At 56.6% G+C, this 23,993-nt stretch carries 19 protein-coding genes and 1 tRNA gene; 7 read left to right on the top strand and 13 right to left on the bottom strand.

Going from position 1 to position 23,993, the window contains the following annotated elements; translation table 11 throughout:
- Positions 1–598: 598 nt before the first annotated feature.
- The 6 genes from RAK1035_RS05170 to RAK1035_RS05150 all read right to left on the bottom strand — a co-directional run bounded on the left by RAK1035_RS05170 (position 599) and on the right by RAK1035_RS05150 (position 8,916).
- Positions 599–1,594, bottom strand: coding sequence for a hypothetical protein (locus RAK1035_RS05170; protein ID WP_008282698.1), 996 nt, complete (start codon positions 1,592–1,594; stop codon positions 599–601).
- 1 nt (position 1,595) lies between these two features.
- Positions 1,596–3,272, bottom strand: coding sequence for a carbamoyltransferase family protein (locus RAK1035_RS05165; RefSeq protein ID WP_008282697.1), 1,677 nt, complete (start codon positions 3,270–3,272; stop codon positions 1,596–1,598).
- Positions 3,272–3,448 (bottom strand): acyl carrier protein, encoded by a 177-nt coding sequence (locus RAK1035_RS20135; RefSeq protein ID WP_219434894.1) that lies wholly within the window; start codon positions 3,446–3,448, stop codon positions 3,272–3,274. Before RAK1035_RS20135 ends, RAK1035_RS05165 begins: the two co-directional genes overlap by 1 nt.
- A gap of 86 nt (positions 3,449–3,534) precedes the next feature.
- Positions 3,535–5,688: a cytochrome P450 gene (locus RAK1035_RS20130; protein ID WP_008282695.1), complete on the bottom strand. Its 2,154-nt coding sequence runs from the start codon at positions 5,686–5,688 to the stop codon at positions 3,535–3,537.
- A 5-nt stretch (positions 5,689–5,693) separates the two neighbouring features.
- Positions 5,694–7,193, bottom strand: a complete 1,500-nt coding sequence (locus tag RAK1035_RS05155) for an AMP-binding protein (RefSeq protein WP_254683689.1) — start codon at positions 7,191–7,193, stop codon at positions 5,694–5,696.
- Positions 7,194–7,386: 193 nt separating this feature from the next.
- Entirely contained in the window at positions 7,387–8,916 is a 1,530-nt protein-coding gene (locus RAK1035_RS05150) for a radical SAM protein (RefSeq protein WP_008282693.1), read from the bottom strand.
- A gap of 697 nt (positions 8,917–9,613) precedes the next feature.
- On the opposite strand from RAK1035_RS05150, the gene RAK1035_RS05145 reads away from it, so the two are divergent.
- The 3 genes from RAK1035_RS05145 to socB all read left to right on the top strand — a co-directional run bounded on the left by RAK1035_RS05145 (position 9,614) and on the right by socB (position 11,016).
- Positions 9,614–9,689 (top strand) — tRNA-Thr (locus RAK1035_RS05145).
- Between the two features lie 84 nt (positions 9,690–9,773).
- Positions 9,774–10,322 (top strand): type VI toxin-antitoxin system SocA family antitoxin, encoded by a 549-nt coding sequence (gene socA / locus RAK1035_RS05140; RefSeq protein WP_008282692.1) that lies wholly within the window; start codon positions 9,774–9,776, stop codon positions 10,320–10,322.
- Positions 10,300–11,016 (top strand): type VI toxin-antitoxin system SocB family DNA replication inhibitor toxin, encoded by a 717-nt coding sequence (socB, locus tag RAK1035_RS05135; RefSeq protein WP_037298640.1) that lies wholly within the window; start codon positions 10,300–10,302, stop codon positions 11,014–11,016. The genes socA and socB overlap by 23 nt, the downstream gene beginning before the upstream one ends.
- A gap of 211 nt (positions 11,017–11,227) precedes the next feature.
- On the opposite strand, the gene RAK1035_RS05130 is transcribed toward socB, so the two are convergent.
- The 7 genes from RAK1035_RS05130 to RAK1035_RS05100 all read right to left on the bottom strand — a co-directional run bounded on the left by RAK1035_RS05130 (position 11,228) and on the right by RAK1035_RS05100 (position 19,154).
- A complete protein-coding gene (locus tag RAK1035_RS05130; protein ID WP_008282690.1) occupies positions 11,228–11,644 on the bottom strand; it encodes a nuclear transport factor 2 family protein in 417 nt (138 codons plus the stop codon).
- Positions 11,645–11,825: 181 nt separating this feature from the next.
- On the bottom strand, positions 11,826–13,058 hold the full coding sequence (locus RAK1035_RS05125; protein WP_037298637.1) for an amidohydrolase family protein: 1,233 nt from the start codon (positions 13,056–13,058) through the stop codon (positions 11,826–11,828).
- A gap of 16 nt (positions 13,059–13,074) precedes the next feature.
- Positions 13,075–15,615, bottom strand: coding sequence for a branched-chain amino acid ABC transporter ATP-binding protein/permease (locus RAK1035_RS05120; protein WP_008282688.1), 2,541 nt, complete (start codon positions 15,613–15,615; stop codon positions 13,075–13,077).
- A 3-nt stretch (positions 15,616–15,618) separates the two neighbouring features.
- The gene (locus tag RAK1035_RS05115; protein WP_008282687.1) at positions 15,619–16,488 is read right to left on the bottom strand and encodes a branched-chain amino acid ABC transporter permease; all 870 of its coding nucleotides are present in this window, start codon (positions 16,486–16,488) and stop codon (positions 15,619–15,621) included.
- Positions 16,489–16,550: 62 nt separating this feature from the next.
- Positions 16,551–17,735, bottom strand: a complete 1,185-nt coding sequence (locus RAK1035_RS05110) for an ABC transporter substrate-binding protein (RefSeq protein ID WP_008282686.1) — start codon at positions 17,733–17,735, stop codon at positions 16,551–16,553.
- 80 nt (positions 17,736–17,815) lie between these two features.
- A complete protein-coding gene (locus tag RAK1035_RS20685; RefSeq protein WP_008282685.1) occupies positions 17,816–18,085 on the bottom strand; it encodes an AtzH-like domain-containing protein in 270 nt (89 codons plus the stop codon).
- 394 nt (positions 18,086–18,479) lie between these two features.
- Positions 18,480–19,154, bottom strand: a complete 675-nt coding sequence (locus tag RAK1035_RS05100; protein ID WP_037298635.1) for a TetR/AcrR family transcriptional regulator — start codon at positions 19,152–19,154, stop codon at positions 18,480–18,482.
- Positions 19,155–19,283: 129 nt separating this feature from the next.
- Here RAK1035_RS05100 and RAK1035_RS05095 point away from each other — a divergent pair, with 129 nt between their 5' ends.
- The 4 genes from RAK1035_RS05095 (at position 19,284) to RAK1035_RS05080 (ending at position 23,982) form a co-directional block, all read left to right on the top strand.
- The gene (locus tag RAK1035_RS05095) at positions 19,284–20,870 is read left to right on the top strand and encodes a gamma-glutamyltransferase family protein (RefSeq protein WP_037298633.1); all 1,587 of its coding nucleotides are present in this window, start codon (positions 19,284–19,286) and stop codon (positions 20,868–20,870) included.
- Positions 20,871–21,035: 165 nt separating this feature from the next.
- A complete protein-coding gene (locus RAK1035_RS05090; RefSeq protein ID WP_237183430.1) occupies positions 21,036–22,037 on the top strand; it encodes a TRAP transporter substrate-binding protein in 1,002 nt (333 codons plus the stop codon).
- A gap of 129 nt (positions 22,038–22,166) precedes the next feature.
- On the top strand, positions 22,167–22,679 hold the full coding sequence (locus tag RAK1035_RS05085) for a TRAP transporter small permease (protein WP_008282681.1): 513 nt from the start codon (positions 22,167–22,169) through the stop codon (positions 22,677–22,679).
- Positions 22,680–22,689: 10 nt separating this feature from the next.
- Positions 22,690–23,982 carry a TRAP transporter large permease gene (locus RAK1035_RS05080; RefSeq protein WP_008282680.1) on the top strand — a complete coding sequence of 431 codons (1,293 nt, stop codon included), beginning with the start codon at positions 22,690–22,692 and terminating at the stop codon, positions 23,980–23,982.
- The last annotated feature ends 11 nt before the right edge of the window (positions 23,983–23,993 follow it).

Genomic DNA, 23,993 nt, shown 5'->3' with positions numbered 1-23,993 from the left:
GCGAATCGAGCAGCGCCTTCCGCTTGATTGACGGTGTCGTGGATATTGCTGCACTCAATAGGTTTTTCTAAATTTCCCTGTTGCGCCAATACTTTACTTGGAAAATTCAGCAGCATCGCAACCGAGAGCGAAATACAAGCGACGCGATTAAAATTACTAAAAATTCGGTCCACCGGAATCTCCTGATAAACTGAAAATATTCTGCAACCTATCACATAAACTTGATTGCAAAAACCCGCATTGCGTGTTTTGCCCCGCCCGGCTTTACTTTGGGCAAGCGCTCTTGCGGCAGAGTGTTGAGAATGTTCCGAAATTCCTGCTTATGTCCTGCGCTGACCTGACCGTAGAACCATGGCCCGGAAAGCAATGCCGAGCGGCTTGTTCAAGAGGCGGCTGCTCTCCTCAGAACCTCTGAACTTTGCGGCGGGTGTGGCGTTTTCATTCTCGTTACGACGCCTGAGGGGCTGCAAGCAGAATCGGTCAACCACCTGTAATCGCGGATGAATCGCCACTTTCCGTGAAGATAACCGAACCAGCCCATCAGTGTCGCGCAGACTGACCACTGACATCTGATTGGCTGACCGCTTTGCGATGGTCGCTAAGCTGTAGTGTCTTGCTCATCCACGACGGTAATCCTGTACTCGCGCAGAGTATCGACGTTCCACGTCAATGGCCCGTGCAACGGGTTGGTCAGGAAAAGCTGAAGTGTCCACCTGCCAGCGATGGCAGGTACGCGGAATTCAAGTAGCTGGCCGCTCGTCGATGTCTTGGCAATGGCGATCACCTCTAAATGCGGCAGCACGCTGGCATCGCATTCCCAAACGGCCAGAACGTCATCGCCGGCCTGAAGTTCGGCGCATTTGATCGAGATCGTGATATGCTGCCTTGTCGCAACCGTCTGCGGGATCGTTTCGGGCGCCAAGGCCGACCGATCTGAAACTGCTGGAGCTTTTGGCAGGGCAAGAGCGTGACGCACCTCGCCTGCAAGCGCGGATATCGTATCTGGACGAAAATAGGTGCCGTGCCCCCCTGGCAATATCCGGCAGGTGGGATTCACAAAAAGCCGATTCCAGGCGGGCCAAGGATCAATATTTCTCAGAAAGGGATTATAGTCCTTGCTCTCGGCACCAAAGAGCAACGTGGCCTGCAGAGGCAAAGCCGGAACCTCTATCCATTCCATTGCTATGAAGCCTTGCACATCTATAGCGTTGAGAACCAAGTTGCGGGCCAATTCCCCTGCGATTGCTGCCCCTTGGCAATTGCCGCCCACTGTGCACGGCCTGTCGCGCAGATAGGAGACCAGGTCGTTGGCATAGGATGCTGCAAGCGTTCGGTTGTGCCAAGTGGTCAGGGATTCTCTCCGGACCACCGTATTCAAAGACCGCATGCCGATCAGGGGCTGATCTGGCCCAAGGGCCTCTGCCAGTGCCGGGAATTCGATCGCGCTATTGAAAACCCACAAAAGTGGCGGTTTGCTGCCAGCCTCGTTTGTGATTGCGATGTGGTTAAAGGCCCCAAACTTTCGGCCCGGCCATGGTTCCACAAAATTGCCAATGACCTTAAGCCAGTGTTCACACCTATGCGTGTCGCTCATTCTATTTCTCGATCAGATAATCATCTATCAGCACAGCATCCAAACCTGACGTCGCAAAAACGGCGAGAGCGTCTTCTACTGAATGAATGATGGGCTTGCCCATGATATTGAAGCTTGTGTTCAGAACGATGGGCACGCCTGTCAGCGCGCCAAAGGCTTGCGTCAAATCATGCATCCACGCTGCGTTTGTTGGTGACACGGTTTGCAATCGTCCGGTTCCATCCTCGTGAACGACGGCAGGAACACGCGCCATTCCAGCGGCACGCCACGGCAATGTCACCGACATATACGGAGAAGGTTGTGGGCGCTCGAACCACTCTGACACCCGGTTCTCTGCAATCACTGGGGCAAAAGGGCGATACGGCTCACGTCCCTTGACGCAGCGATTAATACGATCCTTCATATCTGGTGATCTTGGATCAGCAAGGATGGATCGGTTGCCCAGGGCGCGCGGGCCAAACTCTGCCCGCCCGCGCATCACGCCGATGATCTTGCCTTGAGCCAAATGCTTGGCAATCTGTCCCGCGCTATCGCCCGAGATATCGCTGACATGGCCCAACCCTTGTAAATGAGACAGGCGCCCCACGGCCTTTGGTGCCGAGGAGCTGCCCAAGTAGGCCGAACCGTTCGAGACAGGGATGCGGGTTTCACCCGTTGTTTGCATCCAACTGAGCATTGCCGCACCAATCGCGTTGCCATCATCCGCAGGTGCGGGCGGCACAAAGACACGCTCAAAGCCGGTGCGCCCAACAATGGTTCCGTTGTAAGACGAGTTTAACGCGCATCCACCGCTGAGGATCAGGGTTCCCTCAGACCCCTCAAGGCAAGAAGCCAAGATCTGGTCGGTGAGATCCGCAAAAACCGCCTGACCGCTTGCTGCCAGATCAGCAGCCTGCAACACGGGTGCTGTATCGCTTCGGCCAAACTGAGACAGCGTTTCATGCGCCTTCACAAGAATGGTGTGATCGGCAAATCGCAGACGCCCCTGTTCCACGCTCAAGACCGAGGCCATAACCTGCTGCAGCTCGGCCTTGGGAGTACCAAAAGCTGCCAGCCCCATGACTTTCCATTCTTCGCCCAAGCGCCAGTCAAATCCGCATAGGGTGGTCAGCCACGCGTAAAATGTCCCAAGGCTGCCGGGCCCCCAAGACCGCCACCGGCGCTTGAGCCGTCGGTCGCGCAGATCAAACAAGGAGACTGCCCCCACCTCACCCTCGCCGTCGATCACAAGGCATGCGGCATCGCTGGCCGTGGCGAACACAGTGGCGGATACGGCGTGACACAAATGATGATCAAACCGGCGTATCTTTGGCATCGTAGAGGCAAGGCGCAGACGCAATAGCGTGGCACCGGCCCCACGCTGGGCTGCTGATTGCAGCTCTCGCAGCCATAACCCGTCTGTAGCGGGCAGTAGAACGTTGGATAATGTGACAGGCACGTCAGCCTTGACGTGTTTCCAGCTTGTGGCAACCTGTAAACTGTCGGTTTCTGGGTCAAAGCCGATGGACGACAATGCCGATTGAAGATGCGTCACATGATCCGGGGCGATGCCCCAGGCGCGCTTGTCTTGCATAAATCGCTCGGTCGCTTCGGCAAAAACAACGCGGCCCATTTCATCAACGATTGCAAGGGCAGGATCGTGCCCCGAGGTCGAAAGGCCAAGATGGTACTGTCCCATCAGGCTTCTATGCGCCCCGCGATCTCTCGTACAAAGGCGCCCAACGTGTCATGCGCAAAGATGTCCGCAGGATCAATTTCCACTTGAAACTGATCCTCGATTTCACCGCTGAGCAGAACGGCCTCGATTGATTGCAGGCCAAGATCCGTAAGGACAGAGTCTGCCGTAATTTCCATATCGGCAGCCTTCGTGCGAACCTTTATTTGTTCAACAGCGAATGCAAGCACCTGCTCTTCAATAGACTGAGGCATTCTTCTTACTTTCATGAGGAGAGCACGCAGGGCAACGCCGAGAGTGCTACGGTTTGTGACATCGGGAAATAGCGCTGTCCTTGGTTTACAAGGGATAGGTTGGGAAACCGCTCGAACACGGCGGGAATCGCGCGTCGGATGATCAATCGCGATAAGGCTGCACCAACACATCGGTGCATGCCCTGCCCAAACGACAGATGCAAGGCCCCCGGGTTGCGGTCACGGTTGATAGCCTGAAGTGTGAGGCGCGCTGTATCTCCGGCTTTCATCGCCATGCCGGCCAGCTCAAGATCAGCGCGAGCCATGCGGTAGATATACTTGGGGCTTGCGCACAGGGCTATCAGCTCTTCAAGGCGGGTAGAAATCCAGTCTGGCGTCTCGATGTTGGCGCGCCCTTCGACCGGGCCCGACAAAATCAGATGCAAAATATTTGCAAGGGTGTGGGACAGATTGAAGCTGGCCCCGTAAAGCACCAAGACAACTGCTTTGAGATCATCGGTTGAAAACCCCTCGGGGGGCCCTGCCAAAAGATCGCTGAGAAGTGAGCAGTTTGCGGCAGTGGGCACCGTCATCAGCGCCATCGCTTCGTTGAACTTTTCCTGAACGGCCAAAAGATCCCGCATCGACAGCCATGGCTCGAGAACAGCCTGAAGCTCTGGCGCCAGACGCTCAAACTGCGACGGGTCGGACGGGAACACGCCAAGGATTGGCGCAATCACAGTCTGACGCAATAGATCGGTGAAGCCGGTGACCAGATCCGGATTGGGCATGCGCGTCAGGTTGTCGAGCGCGTCGGCGATGGCCGTGTCCGCTAGATCTGTCCAGTCTTGCAGCCGCGTTGCTCCGAGGCGTCTGCCAATTGCGGTGCGCAGGGCTTCATGGCGCGGGCCATCCATGAAGAACAGGGCATTCTGCGATATCTTAACCGCTATTGTCAGATCGCGCCCACTGTGCCGGGCTAACGTCGATAGGTAATTGGTCATCTGCGGCGGCGAGAAACGATCATTGTCGCGCACCACCTCATGGGCCAGCGCGGTATCACGGATGTCGCACAGCCGCGAGGTGGCCCGATGCGATCCTTGCGCCGTTTCGCAGGGCAGCGCAGTAGGGGCCTGCATCATGGGGGTTTGAACAAAACTGCATTGTTCTTTGTTCAGCACAATTCTCGGGAAACGACGGGCCAATGCAGGGATCGACTGCGCAAAGACCATCTCGCTTAGGAACGATCCGGGGCATTTATGCGCACCGCTGCCAAAGCTCATGTGCCGCACGCCTGATTTGGTGTCACTGCGCAGGCAGCTGTTGGTTTTGACGATGTCCACAACCGCCGCTTGCCCTTTGTGGAACGGGCACCCGGCGATGGTGGTCGCCTCGGGTGCGACCCGTACAAGGGTGCGCGTTGATTGATAAAGGCTAAGAAGCCGCGGCAACTCGCGCTCGGCCCAGCCAGGGCGGGCCGCGTCTTGCCAGTTGCGGGGTGGTCCGGTCAGCAGACCGTAGAGTGCAAAAGCAACAGACTGCGTGGCCGAGTTCGAGCCCACTAGAATTCCCAGAACCAGATACCTTGCGTCAAGCCCCGCAGGCAGATCGGAGCGCCGCCGATAGAGATACTCGATCAGCGTTTCGGGCTTGTCGGGGCTTTGATGCTCTGAAGGATCGGGAAAGGTGCGGATCAACAGACCCACCGCATGTTCGAGTTTGCGCAGAGTGGGCACGGAAAGATAAGGTTCGGTCAGCCGCTGAACCGTCTCGATGGCCCTGAAATGCGCCTCACTTTCGTCGATCTTGAGGCCAAACATCTGCGGCATGACCCGCAAAAACAACGGGATCGTGAAATTGGTGACCAGATCGGGCTTGGGCGCTGCTGCAAGCTGTGCAAGCGCATGGGAAACCCCAGCGTCCAGCATATCTGCCCAGTGCTTCAGCCCGTCTTTGCTGAAAAAGGGCGCAATGACGCGGCGTGTCTTAAGATGATCGTCACCCGTCATGGCAACAAGCGTATTTGCTGACAGGCGGTTGAGGTTTTCGAGCTTGATATCGCTGTTGTCTGACAGGGCTGCAAGATATTGGTCGATCCGAGGCAGCTCTAGGTCCCGAAGCACTGCTGCCGCATCCGATGGGGTGCTGAAAAACGAGGTAGGATCTGCCCAGATGTTGCCGCGCATGGCCGTTATTCCCGCCTGAGAACATCGTTTGGGTTGGCGACATAGGTGTCTGCCAAAACTTGACGGCGTATCTTTCCACTGCTTGTCCGAGGTAGCTCGCCCCGTGGCAGAATACGAATATCATCAAGTTTTATGCTGTACGTGCCAGTAACCGAGCGGCGGATAGCCGACACAAGCTGACGGTGGTCGCGCTGCGGCGTCATGCCTTGCCGAACCTCGATAAACAAAGCTGCATGGCCATTTGGCGCACCGGGCGGCACAAAGATGGCGGCCCCCATCGGATTAAGCGCGGTATCCTCTTTCGCCGCCAACCATTCAATCTCTGCTGCGGCGACATTCTGGCCGTTCGTGATGATGATGTCTTTCAGACGCCCGCTGATAAGAAGAAACTGCCCCGAGACCCGTCCGAGATCCCCCGTGCGCAGCCACGATTCGCCATCCGCCGTTTGCACGAAGGTTTGCGATGTGTCCTTAGTCTGGCCAATATATTCCGCAGCGGCAGATCCCCCGCGCAACCACAACTCTCCTGTCGCACCCTCGGGCAGGACATGGCCACTATTTGGATCGCAAATCCGGATGTTCGCGCGCGTTTCCGCAGATAACAGACAAGGCGCGACGGTGGAGTTGGAAAGCGTGGCCTCGGTTGCCGGGATACCCGGCTCTCCGGCGATGAAGAGCGTGTATTCTGCCATGCCATAGCAGGCAAAGGCGGCTTTTGGATCAAGTCCTTGCTTTGCGAACCGGGTCGAGAAGCGCCCCAAAAGGTCTGCGGGGATGGGTTCTGCGCCGCAAAACGCGCGTTTCCAGCTTGATAGGTCAAGAGTATCGCAGGCGCCTTCAGGAACACGATTCAGGCATTCCTGAAACGCAAACGCAGGCCCGCCACTGAAGGTTGCACGATAGGTTGAAATCGCCTTGAGCCAGGAGAGCGGGCTGCGGATCATTTCAAACGGGCTCATCTGCAGTGATTGCCCGCCGCTGAGAAGGGTGTAAAGAATACCCCCCATCAGCCCCATGTCGTGATAATGCGGCAGCCAGTTGACTGTAACAGTTTCCGCGTTCACGCCCCAAAGCCGTTGAAGCATCGCGCAGTTGGCGCGGATCTGTTGAGAAGTGATCGGAACGGCCTTAGGAAAACGGGTTGAGCCAGACGTGTGCTGTATGATCGGAGCCGCTATCTTGGGTGCGCTATTGAACGTTGCCAGCGGCACATTCGGGCCGTCCACCACATAGACCGGACAAATCTGATTGCCCTCATCATCACACAGCTGGGCAGCAACAGCCGCTTGATGGGCGCTTGTGCATAAAACCACCGTCGCGCCGCAGGTTTGCACAATATGGCGCATCCGGCCCGGTGCATCTGATGGTCGCGGTGGCGCGATGGGCACCAGACAGCCTTCGCCGATCAGCGACGCAAGCAGCGGGAACAAAAACGCCTCGCCAAAAGGGAGAGCGGCGATCATCACCTGCGGCCCGTTCCCCAGACAGGTGGCCCAGTCTTTCAAGCAGTTTTCTGCTTCTTCCAGTAACTGGGATCCGGTGTAGTGGGTTGCGCGATCACCACGCCCCAGCACACTGATCTGGCGCGCATCTGCACGCGCAGTCAGAACATCCAAGATATCCTGTCGCAGACTGACGGTCGTTCCATCGGTGGACTCCCGTCTCGCAAGACGGCCGCCCTGCGTCGCACGTTCCATATCAGGAGACGCGATCAAGCTGAGATGAGCGTATCATGGAGGATCGCTTGATGGCGAAATAGGTATTCAGATATTTGACCAGGATTGGCGAGAGATCCCATGCGATTTCGGGGCGCGCACGTGTCATTTCGTTCACTGCATCAATGACGCGTCTGGCGTTGGGGTCCTTGGCCCCAGACCGCATGAGTTTCAGCATGACACCGGAACCGGCAATCTTTGCCTTTGACTGGCGTCGCAAATGTTCGGGCGCGGGCTTCAAAAGTTTAGCGACATGCTCAAACCGCTTGATCACATTGTCTGGCTCAAAAAGCGCGTCCACAAGCCAGATTGCGCCCTCGGCCAATTGCTTGCGGGTCATGTTCTTGGGGATGATATTGGTCCAGCAATCCGTGCCAGCAAAGCTGATTTCATTGCCGTTCTGAATAAGGCGTCCTTCGGCCTCCATTGTTGCGTAAAGAGGTGTTGCAACCGGCGCGACCAAAACAGTTACCCTGATCGTCACAACCGGAAGGGCCATGCCAAATTCGAACTGGCGTTCAAAGCAGCTAAGATCATCGCTGTCAAAACCGATCATCATCCCAGAGGACACCACGATGCCGGATTCCACCACAGTCTGGGTTTGTTTGACGAGATCCTGCTTCAGGTTCTGACGCTTTTTTGACTCTTGTAGTGCCTCGTCGCTGTTGGTTTCGATGCCAATGAAGATGTCTCGTACGCCAGCTTCGTTGCACAAATCCATGATGCCCTGGTCGCGTGCGATATCTATGGATGCCTGTGTTGAGAATTGGACAGGCTCCCGACCGTCACGCCCATTCCAAGCTGCCAGCACCTCCAGCAACTCTCGCGTTCTTTTGCGATAGACCGTAAAGTTGTCATCCGAAAGGCTGATGTTTCTATAGCCGTGATCATAGAGCAATTGGCATTCTTCGATGACTTTTTCGGGCGGTTTGTGTCGCTGGGTTCGCCCCAGATACTGGATCACATCGCAAAAATGGCATTCAAACGGGCAGCCGCGACTGGTTTGAATAACTCCGGTGACGACACGCTCATTTCGATAAAGATCCCAGCGCGGCAAAGGAGAAAGCGCCATATCCGCCTTGCCACCTACATATCGCGGCTTGAGCGCGCCATTCCGCAGGTCGCGCATGAATTCCTCTGCCGAAGTTTCGAACTCTCCGATCACGAGGCAATCAGCGTCGGCTTCGAAAACCTCTGGGGCCAGTGAAACATGTGCGCCCCCCATGACGACAGTTCGCCCCATTTTCTTGAATTCCTGAGCGATTTCGATGCCGCGCCTTGCTTGGGAAACATTCATGCTGATGCAAACGATCTGTGCGGGATTGGTGAAATCCACATCTTCAATCAGTTCATCACACAGCGTTAAATTTACATCCGGGTCAAAGAACGCGGCGACGGTCACAATGCCCGCAGCAGCCATAAGAGTGAACCGCTCGTCCAGATTGAGGGATGCGTCGGAAATAAGCGTGTCGCGTCCAAATTCCGGTGTTGGAGCAATAAGGTAAACGTCCATTTCAGAAGAACCCCATTTTAACAGACCACCCAGCAAACGGTGGCGTGTCGCCCGACAGGGCTCGATCTCGTTGTTGACCCTAACGGCAGGGTTTGTAGCCTTGGGTTTGTGGGATGCTTCAGCGACATGTGGCCACGAGGTATCGTGGCTTTAATCGGACGATCTGCACCAACCAGAACCTAAGAAATTACGGGTACTTACGAGATAACTAGCAAAGCTATAGTGCGACGATAGCCGCGCGCGCTCAGCATATATAGCTGCTACAATCCCACCAACCCATCCATGAGAGGTAGTAACATCCTCCGGAAGATCGGTTTAAGCTCCATACTCAGTGGTCAACTCAAGCGACTGTACATCTTGACGCGTGGGGCTTGGTTTTTCACGATCTTCAAGGTCGAATTGTGATCGCAGTCCCCACAGCATCTCTCATCTGCGGATGACCCAGCGTAGCGGTCTTGGCGACAAATGTCATCCCTCAAGCGGGCATGGCGCGCTAGAACAGCAGGGGCCACCCCTGCACTGATTCCACCTTGCGCGCCGCAGTTCAGTCGTTTAAACGCCGCTTCGCGTTGCCTCGATTGATCTGTGGGTGGAGCATGTCGTTCGAAATTTGCGGGTCCGCTCGTGAATGACTTGCAAAACCATAGGGTTCAAGGCAAATGAGAAGAACCAGTAGGGCCATAGTAGCGCCCTCAAAGCCCCATTAGCTCAGCTGGTAGAGCAGGTCCTTCGTAAGGACAAGGTCGGCGGTTCGAGTCCGTCATGGGGCACCAGCCTTATTCGCCATTGCCAAATCACCCTCCGGTGGGGCAATGTGACGAACAAAAGCGGAACACGAAGGCAGCAGGCATGAGGCGATGAGCGCGTATGATCCCAGAACAATCGCGAACCTCATGCTGGATGAAGCAGATAAGCGCGGCTGGAAGATCACGAACCTTGCGCTCCAGAAACTACTCTACTTTGCCCACGGCATACATCTGACCCGCAACAAGCGCCCGCTCGTGTCGGGCTACTTCGAGGCTTGGCAGTACGGCCCTGTGCATCCGGCCGTATATCGTGCGTTTAAGCCCTCGGGGGCTGCACCGATCGTCAATCGAGCGGTAGCGAAAGACCCTCTCACTTGCAAGACGCGCGAACTGCCGAAGCCGACAGACGTGGAAATCATTGACCTCGTGTCTGACGTGATGAGGTCATACGGGCATCTGCCACCTGGACGGCTCGTGGACCTCTCGCACGCGAAGGACTCACCTTGGTCGGTAATCGTGGACAAAGCAAGAACAGGCGTTGCTTTTGGGATGCAAATACCGAATGATGTGATCATTGACCGATTCCGCCACCACAAGGTGTCTGTAGGCACCAGCCCTCGTGCAGGAGAACCACCTAGTGACGATACGCCTTTTGCCTGACATTGACCTTGCGCGCATCGCGCCCCAGCGGGATGACATCAAGCGCAAGAGCTTGGAGCAGATGAAGGGAGGTTTCTCGACCTTCTCCTACAAGCCGGTTCGCGCTTGCTTCTCCGACATCTTCAACATCCAGCCCGATCTCGACTTAGGCGCAGCCAAGCCGACGCCTTGGGCTGTGATAGAGGCCGAGTTGCGCAAGCGCAGCCGGTCGGATGAGGAGTTCACCTATAACTTGCGCGTTGCCCGTGGCCTGCACGACTTTGCGTCGTCTGGCCGGGTGTATGGGCGGCGGCAAGAGTTCTATCCGCTGTCGATGGGCATCGGTCAGAAGATCACCCTCTGGCTCCCCATGATCCTCGCCATCGACGAGCAGGCGAGCGCCCTGTTCATCGAACCGCGCCGCACGAGAGGCTTGACCGCTGAGGGCCGCCGGTTCACTTTCTCGATGATGCATGAGCGCATCCGTGCGGCTGACGAGGACTTTGCCAACGTGCGGTTGACTATTGTCCAATTTGGCGACCCCTCTGACGGTCGGCGCGCGGTCAGGCTTCACACGGACGAAGGCGTCGAACTCTACACCCGCGAAGAATTGGAGCAGATGGTGGCGTCGACCTATGAGATGTGGCGCGAGGTGCTGGAAGAACGCGGGCGCAAGGCGCGCGGTCGCGCGACCGGGACCGGCCCACTGATCTGATGCAGTCTTGCAACATCCTTGCAACGCGGCAGATGACCTAGAGAAAACGCTTAGTTGTCAGGTTGGTCAGGCACTTCCCCACGTCATTCGTAATGATGGGGTCGTATGTTCGGGTCCTATCAGCGCACCAGTTCTCTCGGGCAATGCGCTAAATTCTAACCAAAAATCGGCTGATGGCTGCCTCTTTGGGTTCATGTTCGGGTTCTCGGGATCAAAGCGGGGCTTCGGCCAGGCCGGCGCGGTGCAACAGAATTTCCGCACTGTCGTTCCAAACATTCGTTGACGTTATTTTGCCATCCCGCACCACGAACATATCAATGTAACGGTTGGTTTCGAACGGCGTGCCATCCGGCCATTCGCCGTATAGAAACCCAGTGTTGTAGACGTATACGGACCCTGTTTCGGCGTCGTAGGCGGCGTCTGTTCGCAAAAAGCGCTTTTTCACCCATTTGTAGCGTTTGGCGTTAAACGCAGTTGTATCCGCCGGGCCGGTAAACTGACGCCCACCGGTAAAGATGACCTCGAAATCATCAGCGACATAGGCGGCGGCCCCGATAGGGTCTGGCACCATGGAGCGTTCTAGGTAGGCCTCAACGATTTCTTTGGCGGCGGTAACGGGGTTTGACATGGGGTATCTCCAGGTGGGCTTGGTTCGGTAACTTGTGAGGGCGCGATCAGGGGGCGACGCAGCCTTTGATCTGACAGAGGTCTTTTGCGCCAAATATCAGCCGATTGAGAGGGCCGTTCGCCTGTCCGCCCAATCTGGGCCTGTCTCTAAAGGCGCCTGGGCGATCCTCCATCCTCAACGCTTAATGGCTGTGCAATTCAGGCAATGCATGGGTAAACACGGGCTTGCCGCGTTTGAACCCGTACATTGGCTGAGCAAGCTCGGCCACGGCCATTGTCGCATCCCGGGCATCAATTACGACCAGATCTGCGGGTGCGCCTTTCTGGATCCCGTAGTCTTTCAGGTTCAGAAGTTTGGCGGAGCGGGAGGACACCATATCAAGGCATCCGGCCATATCTTCGCGTCGTCCGATCTGTGCGATATTGGCGTAGAGGTTGGCCATTCGGATCAGGGAGCAATCGCCAAACGGAGTGAATGGGTTGAGCACATTGTTTGTGGACAAAGAGCAATTTACCCCTTCGGCGGCCATCAGATGTATTGGCGTTACGCCACGCGGCACGCTCAGATTTTCTGTGTGGTCGCGATGCATCAGGAAAAGATCGGTGGACGGAAGAACCGTGACGGCGACACCTGCATCCGCAAGGCGCCGTGAAAGCGCGGTAAGCCGATGGGCAGACATGTTTGCGAATTTGGTGACATGGCCCACCGCAACCCTGCCGCCCCAGCCATATTCATCCGCCTTTCGGCAGACATAGTCCACGTCGAGGGACGTGGCATCGGACCCGAAATCGAGATGCATGTCGATGTCTACGTCGAAGTCGCGGGCCATCTCGAAAACGCGGTCAATCTGGCCATGTGGGTTCGTGTCTGTGTAGGGTGCTGCCCCTACCGAGCCTGCGCCGTCCTTTAGGGCTGCGACCATCAATTCATCCGTGCCGGGGTTATTGAGCAGCCCATCCTGTGGAAAAACGCAGATTTCCACATCAATGGCCCATGCAAATTCCGCAATTGCATGTTTCACGCCCTCAAACCCCCGCAGACCAACGACAGGATCGACCTCGACATGGGTGCGCATCTGCGTGGTGCCCTTGAGCACACATTTTCGCAGCGTCTTGGCCGCGCGGAAAGCCACATCTTCTTCGGTAAAAGCGGCTTTCAGGCCAACGACCTCGGCGATGGCTTCCTGCAGGCCGCCTTTCATCTGACACCGGTCAAGAATGCATGATTTGTCGAGATGGATATGCGTCTCGACAAAGCCGGGGAGAACGATCCGACCGTTCAGGTGGAGGGCTTTGTCGCCTTGTTCCAGCGTGCCCGCCGCTTTCATCTCGACAATCTTGCCACCGTGCACACCCAGATCAAACGCCTGACCTGGCTCTGAGGGCAGGGTGATATTATGAAATGTCAGATCCATGAGGCTCCCTTTCTTCTCATTGCGCAGCCACCTCGGCACCGAGGTAGGCTTGCTCGATTGATGCATCCTTTTGCAAATCCACCGATGTTCCCGATTTCACGACTTGTCCGCTTTCCAACACATAGGCGCGGTCGGCAATGGCCAGCGCCAGCGTTGCCATTTGGTCCACAAGCAAAACAGTGACCCCTTCGTCACGCAGATCGGCGAGCACATCGTAGAGCTCTGCTATGATAGACGGCGCCAAACCCAGCGATGGCTCGTCCAGCAAAAGAATGCGCGGGTTTGCGATCAGGCCGCGGGCAATCGCGAGCATCTGCTGTTCCCCACCCGAGAGAACGCCAGCGGGCGCGTCGATCCGATCGCGCAGCCGCGGAAAGCGCTGAAGCAGTCTGTCGATCTCTGCCTCGGCGTCAAGATCGGTCCGGTTATAAGCGCCCATCAGAATATTGTCGCGTACGCTCATCAGTGGAAAGACCTGCCGTCCTTCTGGAACAAGCGACAAGCCCGCGCGTGCGATCTGGTGGGCTGGCCGCTCTTCAATGGGCACCATATCAAGCAGGATCGCCCCCGAGACAGGCCTGTGCAGCCCTGCAAGGGATCGCATCATCGTTGATTTTCCGGCACCGTTTGCCCCCAACACGGCGACCATCTCGCCGGGCTGAACATCCATGTCCAAAGAGTCGAGCGCTGCGGCGGCCCCATATCCCGCGGTCAAACTGCGTGTGCTGAGCACGTCCTTTTTGCCGCCTCGTATCCAAGGTGTGCTGCGTTCGCGGCCTTGATAGGCGCTGTCGCCAAGATAGGCCCGACGCACGGCGGGATCATTTTGAACATCACTCGGCGCTCCGGTTTTGATTGGAACACCGGCATCCAGAACGATAATCTCGTCTGAAATGCGCATGATCATCGACATATCATGTTCGACCAGAACAACGGCAACGCCAGCCTCTGCAATCTTGCGGATCAGCAGGCTTAGCGCCTCTTTGTCGCTATGCATCAAGCCAGCCGCAGGTTCGTCCAAAAGAAGAACAGAAGGTTTCGTGGCCAAGGCGCGGGCGATTTCCACCAGACGCTTGTCAACATGGGGCAAATCGCCGGATCGGCGCGCCACGGGGCCTTTGTATCCCACAAAGGCAAGTAGGTCGTCGGCGAGGGCGATCTGAGCATCGCGAGGCGGGCGTCCCAGCAACCAGCCAAGGTGCCCGGTGCCTAGGGCGATCAGGATATTCTCACGCACACTCAAGTCTTCAAAAAGCTGTGTGGTCTGGTAGGTGCGTGCAATGCCAGCGCGCGCTGTGCGCCATGCCGGGCGGCCTGCGATATCCTCTGACATTTCGATGCGGCCGCTGTCAGGTTTGTAAAACCCGCTGATCATGTTCAGCACGGTTGTCTTGCCCGCGCCATTTGGCCCGATCACACTGGTTATGCGCCCTGCGGGGGCGGTGAATGACACATCCTTTGCCGCCTGAACCCCACCAAACTTGATCCCAAGGTCAGTTACCTTTAATCCGCCGGTGTTTTCGTTCAGGCCTGAGAGAAAGTCACCAAGGGCTTTGCCGGATGCCTTTGCTGTGGTTGGATCTTCGGCGCTTAGGTATCCCATCAGCCCACCGATGATCCCTTTTGGTGCCAGCAGAAGCACGCCCATCATGATGCCGCCAAAGATGAGCAATCGGTATTCCGCGAGGCCTGATAAAACCTCGGGCAACAAAACCACGATCAGGCTGCCTATGACTGGCCCCAAAAGACGCCCGGTTCCGCCGACAATCACAGCCAGAAGAAACAGAATTGACTGGAAGAAAGGGAAGGAGCCTGGGCTGATGAAGAGTTGTAGCGGTGTGAAAAGCGCCCCTGCGAGCCCGGCCAAAAGCGCAGAAAGAACAAAGGCCGTGGTCTTGATCGCAAAGGGGTTAAGACCGATGGACTGTGCCGCCACGTCGCTGGAGGCCACTGCGCGCATCGCCATGCCCCACCGGCCCCGTGACAGTTGCAGAAACAACAGCAGGGACACTCCGGCAAGCAGCACCGCAGCAATCGCCACCTCGGTTTCAAAGAATATGCGCCCAGCAAATTCAGGCGACCGGAAGCCCATCAGGCCATTATGCCCACCGGTAAGATCCCGTAATTCGATCGCAGCATGTTCGACGATAAAGGCGAAGGCGATTGTCATCATCGCAAGATAGGGGCCCGCGACACGCAGGGCTGGCATAGCCAGCAACATGCCCGCAAAGCTGCTTATGATGCCAGACACGATGAAAGCCAGCCAATAATCAAAGCCTGCGATCACCATGATCGCCGTCGTGTAGGCACCGATCGCGAAGAACCCGACATGACCAAAGGAAATCTGTCCGGAAAGCCCCAACAGAATGTTGAGACCGACACCAACGACGACATTCAGCGCAAAAAGGGCGAGGATGAAGACAAGGTAACCATTGGCATTGAGTGCCAGCATGATCGTGATGGCGGTCAGAGCCACTATTCCCAAGATTGACGTGCCCGGATGCGCCAAAAGCCGGGTCAAGCGCAGCCGTGCGGATACGTATTCTTGTTCAGCCATGGATCAGACTTTCTTGAGTTCTGCGCGACCGAACAGGCCGTTCGGCACCGTCACCAGCACCAGTATGACAACACTGAATGAGACGATCTGCGTATAGCTCGAACCAATGTAAGCGGTGGTCAGGGCCTCGACGCAGCCATAAAGCACGCCAGCAATCATGACGCCCCAAGCGCTGCTGATCCCGCCGAGAATAGCAGCCGCAAACGCCTTGATACCAAAGACGACACCCATGCCTGCCGACACGTTGAAAAGCGGAGCGATCAGCAATCCCGCGACACCGGCAAAAACTGCCGAAATTGCAAAGGATGCTGCGATAACCGCTTGTGTATTCACGCCTGTCAGACGTGCCGCCTCTGGTCGTTGCACAGAGGCCAGCATGGCTTTGCCAAGTCGGGTTTTGGTCGTCACAATCGTCAAGGCCATTGCAATCGCAAGACCGACGACCGGAATGATCAGCTGCAACGGATAGGCGCCAGCGCCAAAGATATCGATCGCATTTTCAACAAACGGTGACGGCAGGCTGCGGGGTTCTTTGCCGAAGGTGAACAGAATGATGTTATCAAGGACAATCCCGCCTGCAACCGTCGCCATGAGCCAAGCGTCAGAGCCGCGCGCGGCGAAAGGGCGAACCAAGAACCGTTCCACCGCGAGACCCAGTATCGCACAACAGGCCAAAGCCGCCGGAATTCCAATCCAGAACGGCCAACCCAGCGTCACCATGAAAGTATACCCCATGACAGCGCCGAACATCATCGATGAACCCTGACTGAAGTTGACTGTTTTTGACACCGCATAGGTAATGTGAAAGCCCAGAGCCATCAGCCCGTACATCGAGCCAAGCGCCAGTCCGGTAATGAGTGTGGACGCGATCATGATCCTCTCCCGCAAGTGATACGGAAGGCCCTTTGGCCTTCCGACGTTTTGTTTCGGGGGCGTTACTTGATGGGGATGATCTCGCCGTCAATAAATCGCGTGAACACGTAGTCTTCTGCTCCAAGCGCGTCGTGCTGCTCTGGCGTGAAGGGGGTGGAATAGGTTTTGATCAACCCGTCATAGCTGTCGATGTCATAGAACCCTTGGCGAATTGCCGGACCGTCCGTTGAACCTGCGTTCTGAATGGCAAGAGCCGTAAGATGCATCGCGTCATAGGCATTCGCGATGCCCACTGCCGGGGTGACATCCGCCGGACCTTTGATTTCGGGAAACTTGGCCATTAGCGCGTCCAGAGTTGCCGCAGCTTTGGGCGAGTCGTTGCCTGAGAAGGTGAAGGTTTGGATCATTTCCACGTCTTTGGCACGCGGCCCGGCCAGTTCAGAGAAGCGGCCTCCGGCTGGTCCCCAATGGGATATGACCGGAACGTCCCAGCCCATGCGCTCCAGTGATTTCATGACCTGCGCAGACGGGCCCACATTGGCAACCATAAAGATCGCATCGGCACCGGCCTCTTTTAGTCGGGTCAACTGTGGAACGACGTCGATATCGTTTGCTTCAACCCGCTCAATCCCGGCTGTGGGCATTCCCTTTGCCTCAAGGGCGGCGGTCAATCCTTTCTCGTTTGACTCGCCCCAAGGGTTGTTGATCAGCATCATGCCGGGGTTTTTTGACCCATGAACTGTCACCGCGCGTTCGACGAGAGCGACGTCTACCATTTCATCCACGGCAGACACCCGGAAGACATAGTTCTCTTCGGCACCGTTTTGGGTGATTGGGGTGCCAGCGGCCCATGGCCCCATGAACGGAACTTTGGCTTGGTTCATGTAAGGCACCAAGGCGAGTGAGACAGGCGTTTGCAGGCCGCCAAACAACACCACGACCCCTTCGCGCTGGACCAGTTCACGCGCTGCGGTCAGACCTTTGCCGGGGTTGTCCTCGTCATCGCGGCGGATCATCTCGACCTGTTTGCCCAACAGCCCGCCGGCTGCGTTGATCTCATCAATCGCCAGCGCCATACCTCGGGTGATTGCTTCGCCGGACTTGGCAGAGGGGCCGGAGAGAGAGGCGATCAGCCCGATCTTGATGGTATCCTGCGCCAGGCCGGGTGTAGCAAACGCTGTGACCGTGGCGAGCGCAAGCCCGGCAAAGGAGCGGCGCGTGAACTTTTGGTTCAGAATGGTCTTCATGTGGTTTCCTTTCGGGTCTGGTTGAAGGGTTAGGTCAGTCGCCATTGATGCGCGCGGATCGTCGCGCGCTCAGTCATCCATCACGGACACAGGGACGCGACGATGTTGCGCCGATCCGGCGGGTGCGCCCAAGGATGACTTTGGCGACCGATCCTATGGGTAGAAGCTCTGGTGAATTCAGCGATGTGCGCGCCGCCGAGAAGTTTGTGGGCGGCACCGAACCGGATGATCTGAGTGCTCGTCCAAAAGAGCCTGTCCAATGCGCTGCCATCACTGCCCATGAGAGCTGCCGCATCGTCATCAAAAGACGTTGTTACCTCTTCACCAGTCTCTGTGATGTTAACTTTCATGCCTTATTGAGCCCCCGGACGAAACGTCAGAACGCGCGTGCTCTAGACAGGTCCGAGCGCGCGTCTGTTTTGAGGTCCACGCAAAAGGCGCGTCGTTGCAACTTGTTTGCAGGTTCAGCTCTGGCAATTCCGCAAGGGGTGGTGAGTAATTGCTTACTTACTATGCAAGTGCCTAAATATTGCTCGATTTTGGGGGCGGCGATTGGGGTGGAATTCGACCTTCAGAGTTTAATCACTTGCGGCTTCGGCCGAGATTGCGCGGTCTTCTTTGAAAATACCTTAGAAAGACACCGCCGCCGTGCCGGTGATTTTGGGCTGCATGGCCATTGCTCAATACGCTACCGCTCCACAAACTGCAGAGACGCTCTGCCGACAACGAAACGGGGCGCAGGGTTCAAGTGCTGATATCACTTGAAAGCAAAGCGAGTACTGCTTGTGTCACGTGCCTTTTTCGCTCTGCTAAAAATTCCGGTGATGACATATCCACGCCAAAGGTTGCCGTGAGAGTGAATCTGTTGGTGATGTGAATGAAACTGAGGCCCAGAATTGTGAGGTAGAGATTAAGCGCATCTGGCCGATACGGAAACTCGCCCGATGCATGACCTTGCGAAATCAGCTTATCTATCTTGGCGATGAAGGGCGCTGATGCTGTTCTGATCGAGTCGGCAATATTGACCGCTGCGCGCCCCTTGTTGAGGTTCTCATTGATGATCATGCGCGGGAAACTTTGGTTTCTTAGCATGTAGTCAAAGGTGAAATGCGTCAGGGCGATGATTGCTTGTTTAGGGGGCAGATTCCAGAAATTCGCAGAGGCTTCGCTGCTGCGCAGATGTTGGTAGACGCGTGTCAGAGCGGCAAGGTAGAGGCCATCTTTGCTTTCGAAATAATGGTACAGCATCCGGATATTGCAGCCGGCTGCACGGACAATATTCGTTGTGCTCGCGCCAGCATATCCGTGCTCGCAGAACTCTTCGATCGCTGCGAGCAATATCTTCTCTTTGGTTTGCGATGCGCTTCGACCTTCACTTCTGGGCGCGACCTCTGGGACTGCTGAAATTCTATTGCTCATGAGCGTTCCTCGGTGATTGGCCCAGCCCATCATAAACAGATTTTGTTTGCAGGGAACTATAAGTAATAGTTGACTTACTATTTTAACCCATGCCTCATATTTCCAAGTGCTCACTTAGAGGTGAAGAGATTGCTAAGCACAGCATTGGGATTTAACGGCGCATTCAGTGCCCCCCACCGAGCGGCAGCCTTGGCGGGGCGGGATGTGCTGAATGCAGGCGGCACTGCGATTGAGGCAATGGTTGCCGCGGCTGCAACCATTGCGGTCACATACCCCCATATGAACGGCATCGGAGGTGACGGGTTCTGGCTCATTCATCGGCCGGGAATGGCGCCTGTCGGAATATCGGCCTGCGGTCGGGCTGCCTCTTTGGCTACGCCCGGCTGGTATGCCGCGCAGGGCGTAACAGGTGCAATCCCTGCGCGGGGTGCCTTGGCCGCTCTGACAGTGCCGGGCACGATTGATGGCTGGGCCAAAGCGCTGGCACTGGTGCCGGACCGACGCCGGATGCCGCTAAAGGATCTGCTTGGTGCCGCGATTTCGCAGGCCCGTGACGGAATCGCGGTCACCGGCAATCAATCTCGTACGACGTTGGAAAAGCTGGATGGGCTCAGGGATGTGCCGGGCTTTGCCGAAACCTATCTGGTCGGGGGCAGGCCGCCTGCGCCGGGGCACAGACTGCGACAGTCAGCTCTCGGGGATACGCTCGCCCGTTTGGCAGAGGCCGGGCTGGACGACTATTACCGTGGCGACATTGCACAGACCCATGCCGCCTTTCTGGACGCGAAAGGTAGCCCGCTGCGACTGGAGGATTTCAACGCCTTCTCGGCAGAGCTGGTGACACCGCTCACAACGCAGATTGGCGCGGGGCAACTCTGGAATATGACGCCACCCACGCAGGGGATTTCATCGTTGATGATCCTCGCGATATTTGACCGGCTTGGCGTGACCAAGGCAGACGGTCTTGAACATCTGCATGGATTGGTCGAGGCCACAAAGCAGGCCTTCATTCAGCGCAATGCAGAGCTTGGCGACCCTGACTTTATGGAGCGCCCAGCCCAAGACTGGCTGCACCCGGATCATATAGCCGACCTTGCGGGCCGAATTGATCCTGCGCGGGCCTTGCCTTGGCCGCACCCGGCAAAGCCGGGCGATACAATCTGGATGGGCGCGGCCGATTCAGAGGGAACGATTGTCAGCTTCATTCAATCCGTGTTCTGGGAATTTGGCTCTGGGCTGACTTGCACCGATACGGGTGTTTTCTTTCAGAACCGAGGCGCGGGTTTCTCGTTGGACGCTGGTCCAAATCAATTGCGCCCTCGCGCGCGCCCGTTTCACACCCTCAATCCCGCACTTGCCGCGCTGAACGATGGCCGCATCATGGCCTATGGCACGATGGGGGGCGAAGGGCAGCCACAGACGCAAGCGGCAGTTTTCACGCGCTACGCAGTTTTCGGTCAAGACCTACAGCAGGCGGTCAGCGCGCCGCGCTGGCTCTTGGGCAAGACCTGGGGTGAAACAACCACAACGCTCAAACTTGAGGACCGCTTTGATCCCTCTCTTGTCGCGGGTCTACGTGCGGTCGGTCATGACATCGAGATGATTTCCCCATGGTCCGATCTTGCTGGGCACGCAGGGGCCGTGGTGCAGCATTGCACAGGGCTGATGGAGGCCGCGAGCGATCCGCGCGCTGATGGTGCGGCCCTTGCGTTCTAGAGGTTCAGCGAGTGCCCAAAAAGCAATCACCGTGCCGTTTTCCGGGGCAATAGTCTTTTAGCCCGCAGCCAAAAGGACACCAGAATTGCAAAGTAATTGTGCCCTTACCAAGTGTCGCTCACAGATTCGCGCGTCAGACAGAAACTTGTCCTACAGGAGAACGAAATGAATAAGAGAAAGATTACAATTGGTTGCCTTACTGCACTTGTGCTGAGTATGACATCGACTGTCGCTCTCGCAGAGGTCATCAAGTTTCACCATGACCTGCCAGACACCTCGGCACAGCACAAAGGTGCTGTAAAATTCAAAGAGCTTGTAGAGGCCGCATCGAACGGGGCCTATGAGGTTGAAATCTATGCCAACAACGCGCTTGGCGACGATGTTGAGGTTGCTCAGCAAATGCAATTTGGTGCGGTACAGGCTGCGCCCATTCCCACTGCCAAGCTTGCGAACTTTAGCCCGTCATTGCAGTTGATCGACCTGCCTTTCCTCTTTCCGTCAGTCGAGGCGACCTATGCACTGCTCGATTCAGAAGAGGTTGGTGGCGCGATGCTCAAATCGCTTGAAGAGTCGGGTTTCGTGGGCGCAAAATTCTGGGAATCGGGATTTAAACAGCTGACCTGCAACCATCTCGTCAGCAAACCCGAAGACTATGTTGGGCGCAACGTCCGCGTGATGGAAAGCCCGCTTCTGATTGCTCAGTTTGAAGCCTTGGGTGCAACGGCCATCCCCGTGGCCTTTTCCGAAACCTACACGGCCCTTCAGCAGGGCGTGGTAGAGTGCCAAGAGAATCCGATCGTATCAATCAACTCGATGAAGTTCTACGAAGTGCAGGACTACATGATGTTGTCGAACCACGGCTATATCGGGACCGCGTTTATCTTTTCCAAGGTGTGGTTCGATGCGCAGGCCCCCGAAATGCAAGACATACTGATGACCGCCGCGCGCGAGGCCGGCGATTACCAACGCCAGGTTTCGGCAGAGGACAATGGGCGCCTGCTTCAGGAAATCATTGATGCGGGCACCACCGAAGTGGTCGAAATGACACCGGAACAATTGGCCCTCTTCGCAGAGGCCATGCAGCCGGTACACGAGAAATTCGCAGACCGCATCGGCAGTGATCTACTCGAGGCGGCTTATGCGGAGATTAACTCCTTCTCCAAGTGATCTGATGCAAAGGGCCCTGTCGGTATGACAGGGCCTTGGGATCGGCCCTAGGCCCGCTGGGCTTTGCGGGCCGATCCAGGTGCTTGGGCTGAGCCCCGGCTTTTTGCCCCGTCAACAAGGACTTTGCCGATGCTGAAATGGCTGACACGGATCGACGCCACGCTGACATTTCTGGAACGTACCTCAGTCGCAATTCTACTGCTGGTTGCCGTTATAATCTTGGTCGCAGACGTTGCATTGCGTGCGTTCTTTGGTGTCGCGCTCGCTTGGGCGGCTGAGTTGACCCGTTATTCCATCGTCTGGCTTGTGTTTATCGGCGGGGCGATTGGGGCCCGCTCTGGGGCGCATATCTCGATTGATGTGCTGGGGGCTATTTTGCCGCCCGGCATGGCGCATCGTTTGGCACAGATCGCAGCGCTGATTGCCGCTGGCACCACGGCGATGCTGGCCTGGTATGGCTGGACCCTTGTCAGCCAGATGAAACAGTTTGGCCAAACATCCGCGTCGCTCGAATGGCCCATGTGGGTTGTCTACCTCGCCATTCCGACGGGGTGCACGCTCATGTCGGTGCGGTTTGTCCAGAACGCCTTGTTACTGTCAAAAGATGCGCGCCGTCTGACGGCTGCTCAAAGTACAGCCTAAGGATACCCAGATGCACGCCATTTTCTTTGGATCCCTCGTTGCTCTGCTTCTTGTGGGTGTTCCCGTCTTTGTCGTGTTGCTGTTGCCTGTGATGGTGGCGCTGGAAACCACGACTTCGACTCCGCCTGTGCTGATCATTCAGCGATTGTTTTCCGGCATTGATAAGTTTCCGCTGATGGCGATCCCGTTTTTCATCTTTGCGGGCAATATCATGGCCCAGGGTGGAATTTCCAAGCGTCTGATAAGATTGGCAAATGCCTTGGTGCGCCCGTTGCTGGGCGGATTGGGGATCACAACTGTTACAAGTTCGATGTTCTTTTCCGCGATCTCGGGCTCTAGCCCCGCAACCGTGATCGCGGTGGGCAAGATCATGCTGCCCGCCATGGAAAAGGAAGGATACAAACGCTGGTTTTCCATCGGCCTGCTGATGAGTTCCGGATCCATGGGCATCATTATCCCGCCGTCGATTTTCATGATCGTCTATGGCGCGGTCACGGGCGTGTCGATCGGGGCACTGTTTCTGGCGGGCGTAGGCGCAGGATTGGTCTATGGTGTGGCGTTCATCGGCGTTTGCGTTGTGTACGCAAGGGCCACAGGCATGGCCCGCGAGGCGCGCTGGGACACGACCGAGATACTCACTGCGGCGCGTGGATGTTTCTGGGGCCTTGCCACGCCGTTCATCATTCTCGGGGGCATCTATGGGGGCATATTCACCCCGACAGAAGCGGCGGCAGTCGCGGTCATCTATGCCGTCTTGGTTTCGGCCTTGATCTACCGCGAAATGACCCTGTCCGACATTCTTGATTCAGCAGTCGACAGTGCCATCACGACGGCGCAAGTCATGATCATTATCGCTGCGGCCTCAGCCTTTGCTTGGTATCTGACGACCTCGGGTGTCGCCAGCGGACTGACAGGCTTGCTGGCGGGTATCGGCAATAACCCGATTTACGTTCTATTGACGATCAACTGCCTCATTCTTTTGGCTGGCATGGTCCTTGATCCGAATTCGATCATCATCATCCTTGTGCCGTTCATCGTACCCGTGGCCGTTGCGGCGGGTATTGATCCCATTCATCTGGGCATCGTTCTTGCGGTCAACGCGGCAATCGGCATGTTCACGCCGCCCTTTGGGCTGAACCTCTTTGTTTCGGGGGCGCTTGGCGTGAGTTTCAACGAAGCCATAAAGGGCGCGTTGCCTTTCATTCTGGTCGGATTGATCGCCCTGTTCGTGATCACCTATGTACCGATCACGTCGCTCTGGCTGCCTGCGCAATTCTACCCGAATATCTCAACAACCTTCTAAGGAGGCACAAG

This window comes from Roseovarius sp. AK1035 (assembly GCF_003288315.1).
GTDB classification, from domain to species: domain Bacteria; phylum Pseudomonadota; class Alphaproteobacteria; order Rhodobacterales; family Rhodobacteraceae; genus Roseovarius; species Roseovarius mucosus_A.
Note: the sequence above shows the minus strand (reverse complement) of the source record. Positions and strands in the feature narration are given on the sequence as shown.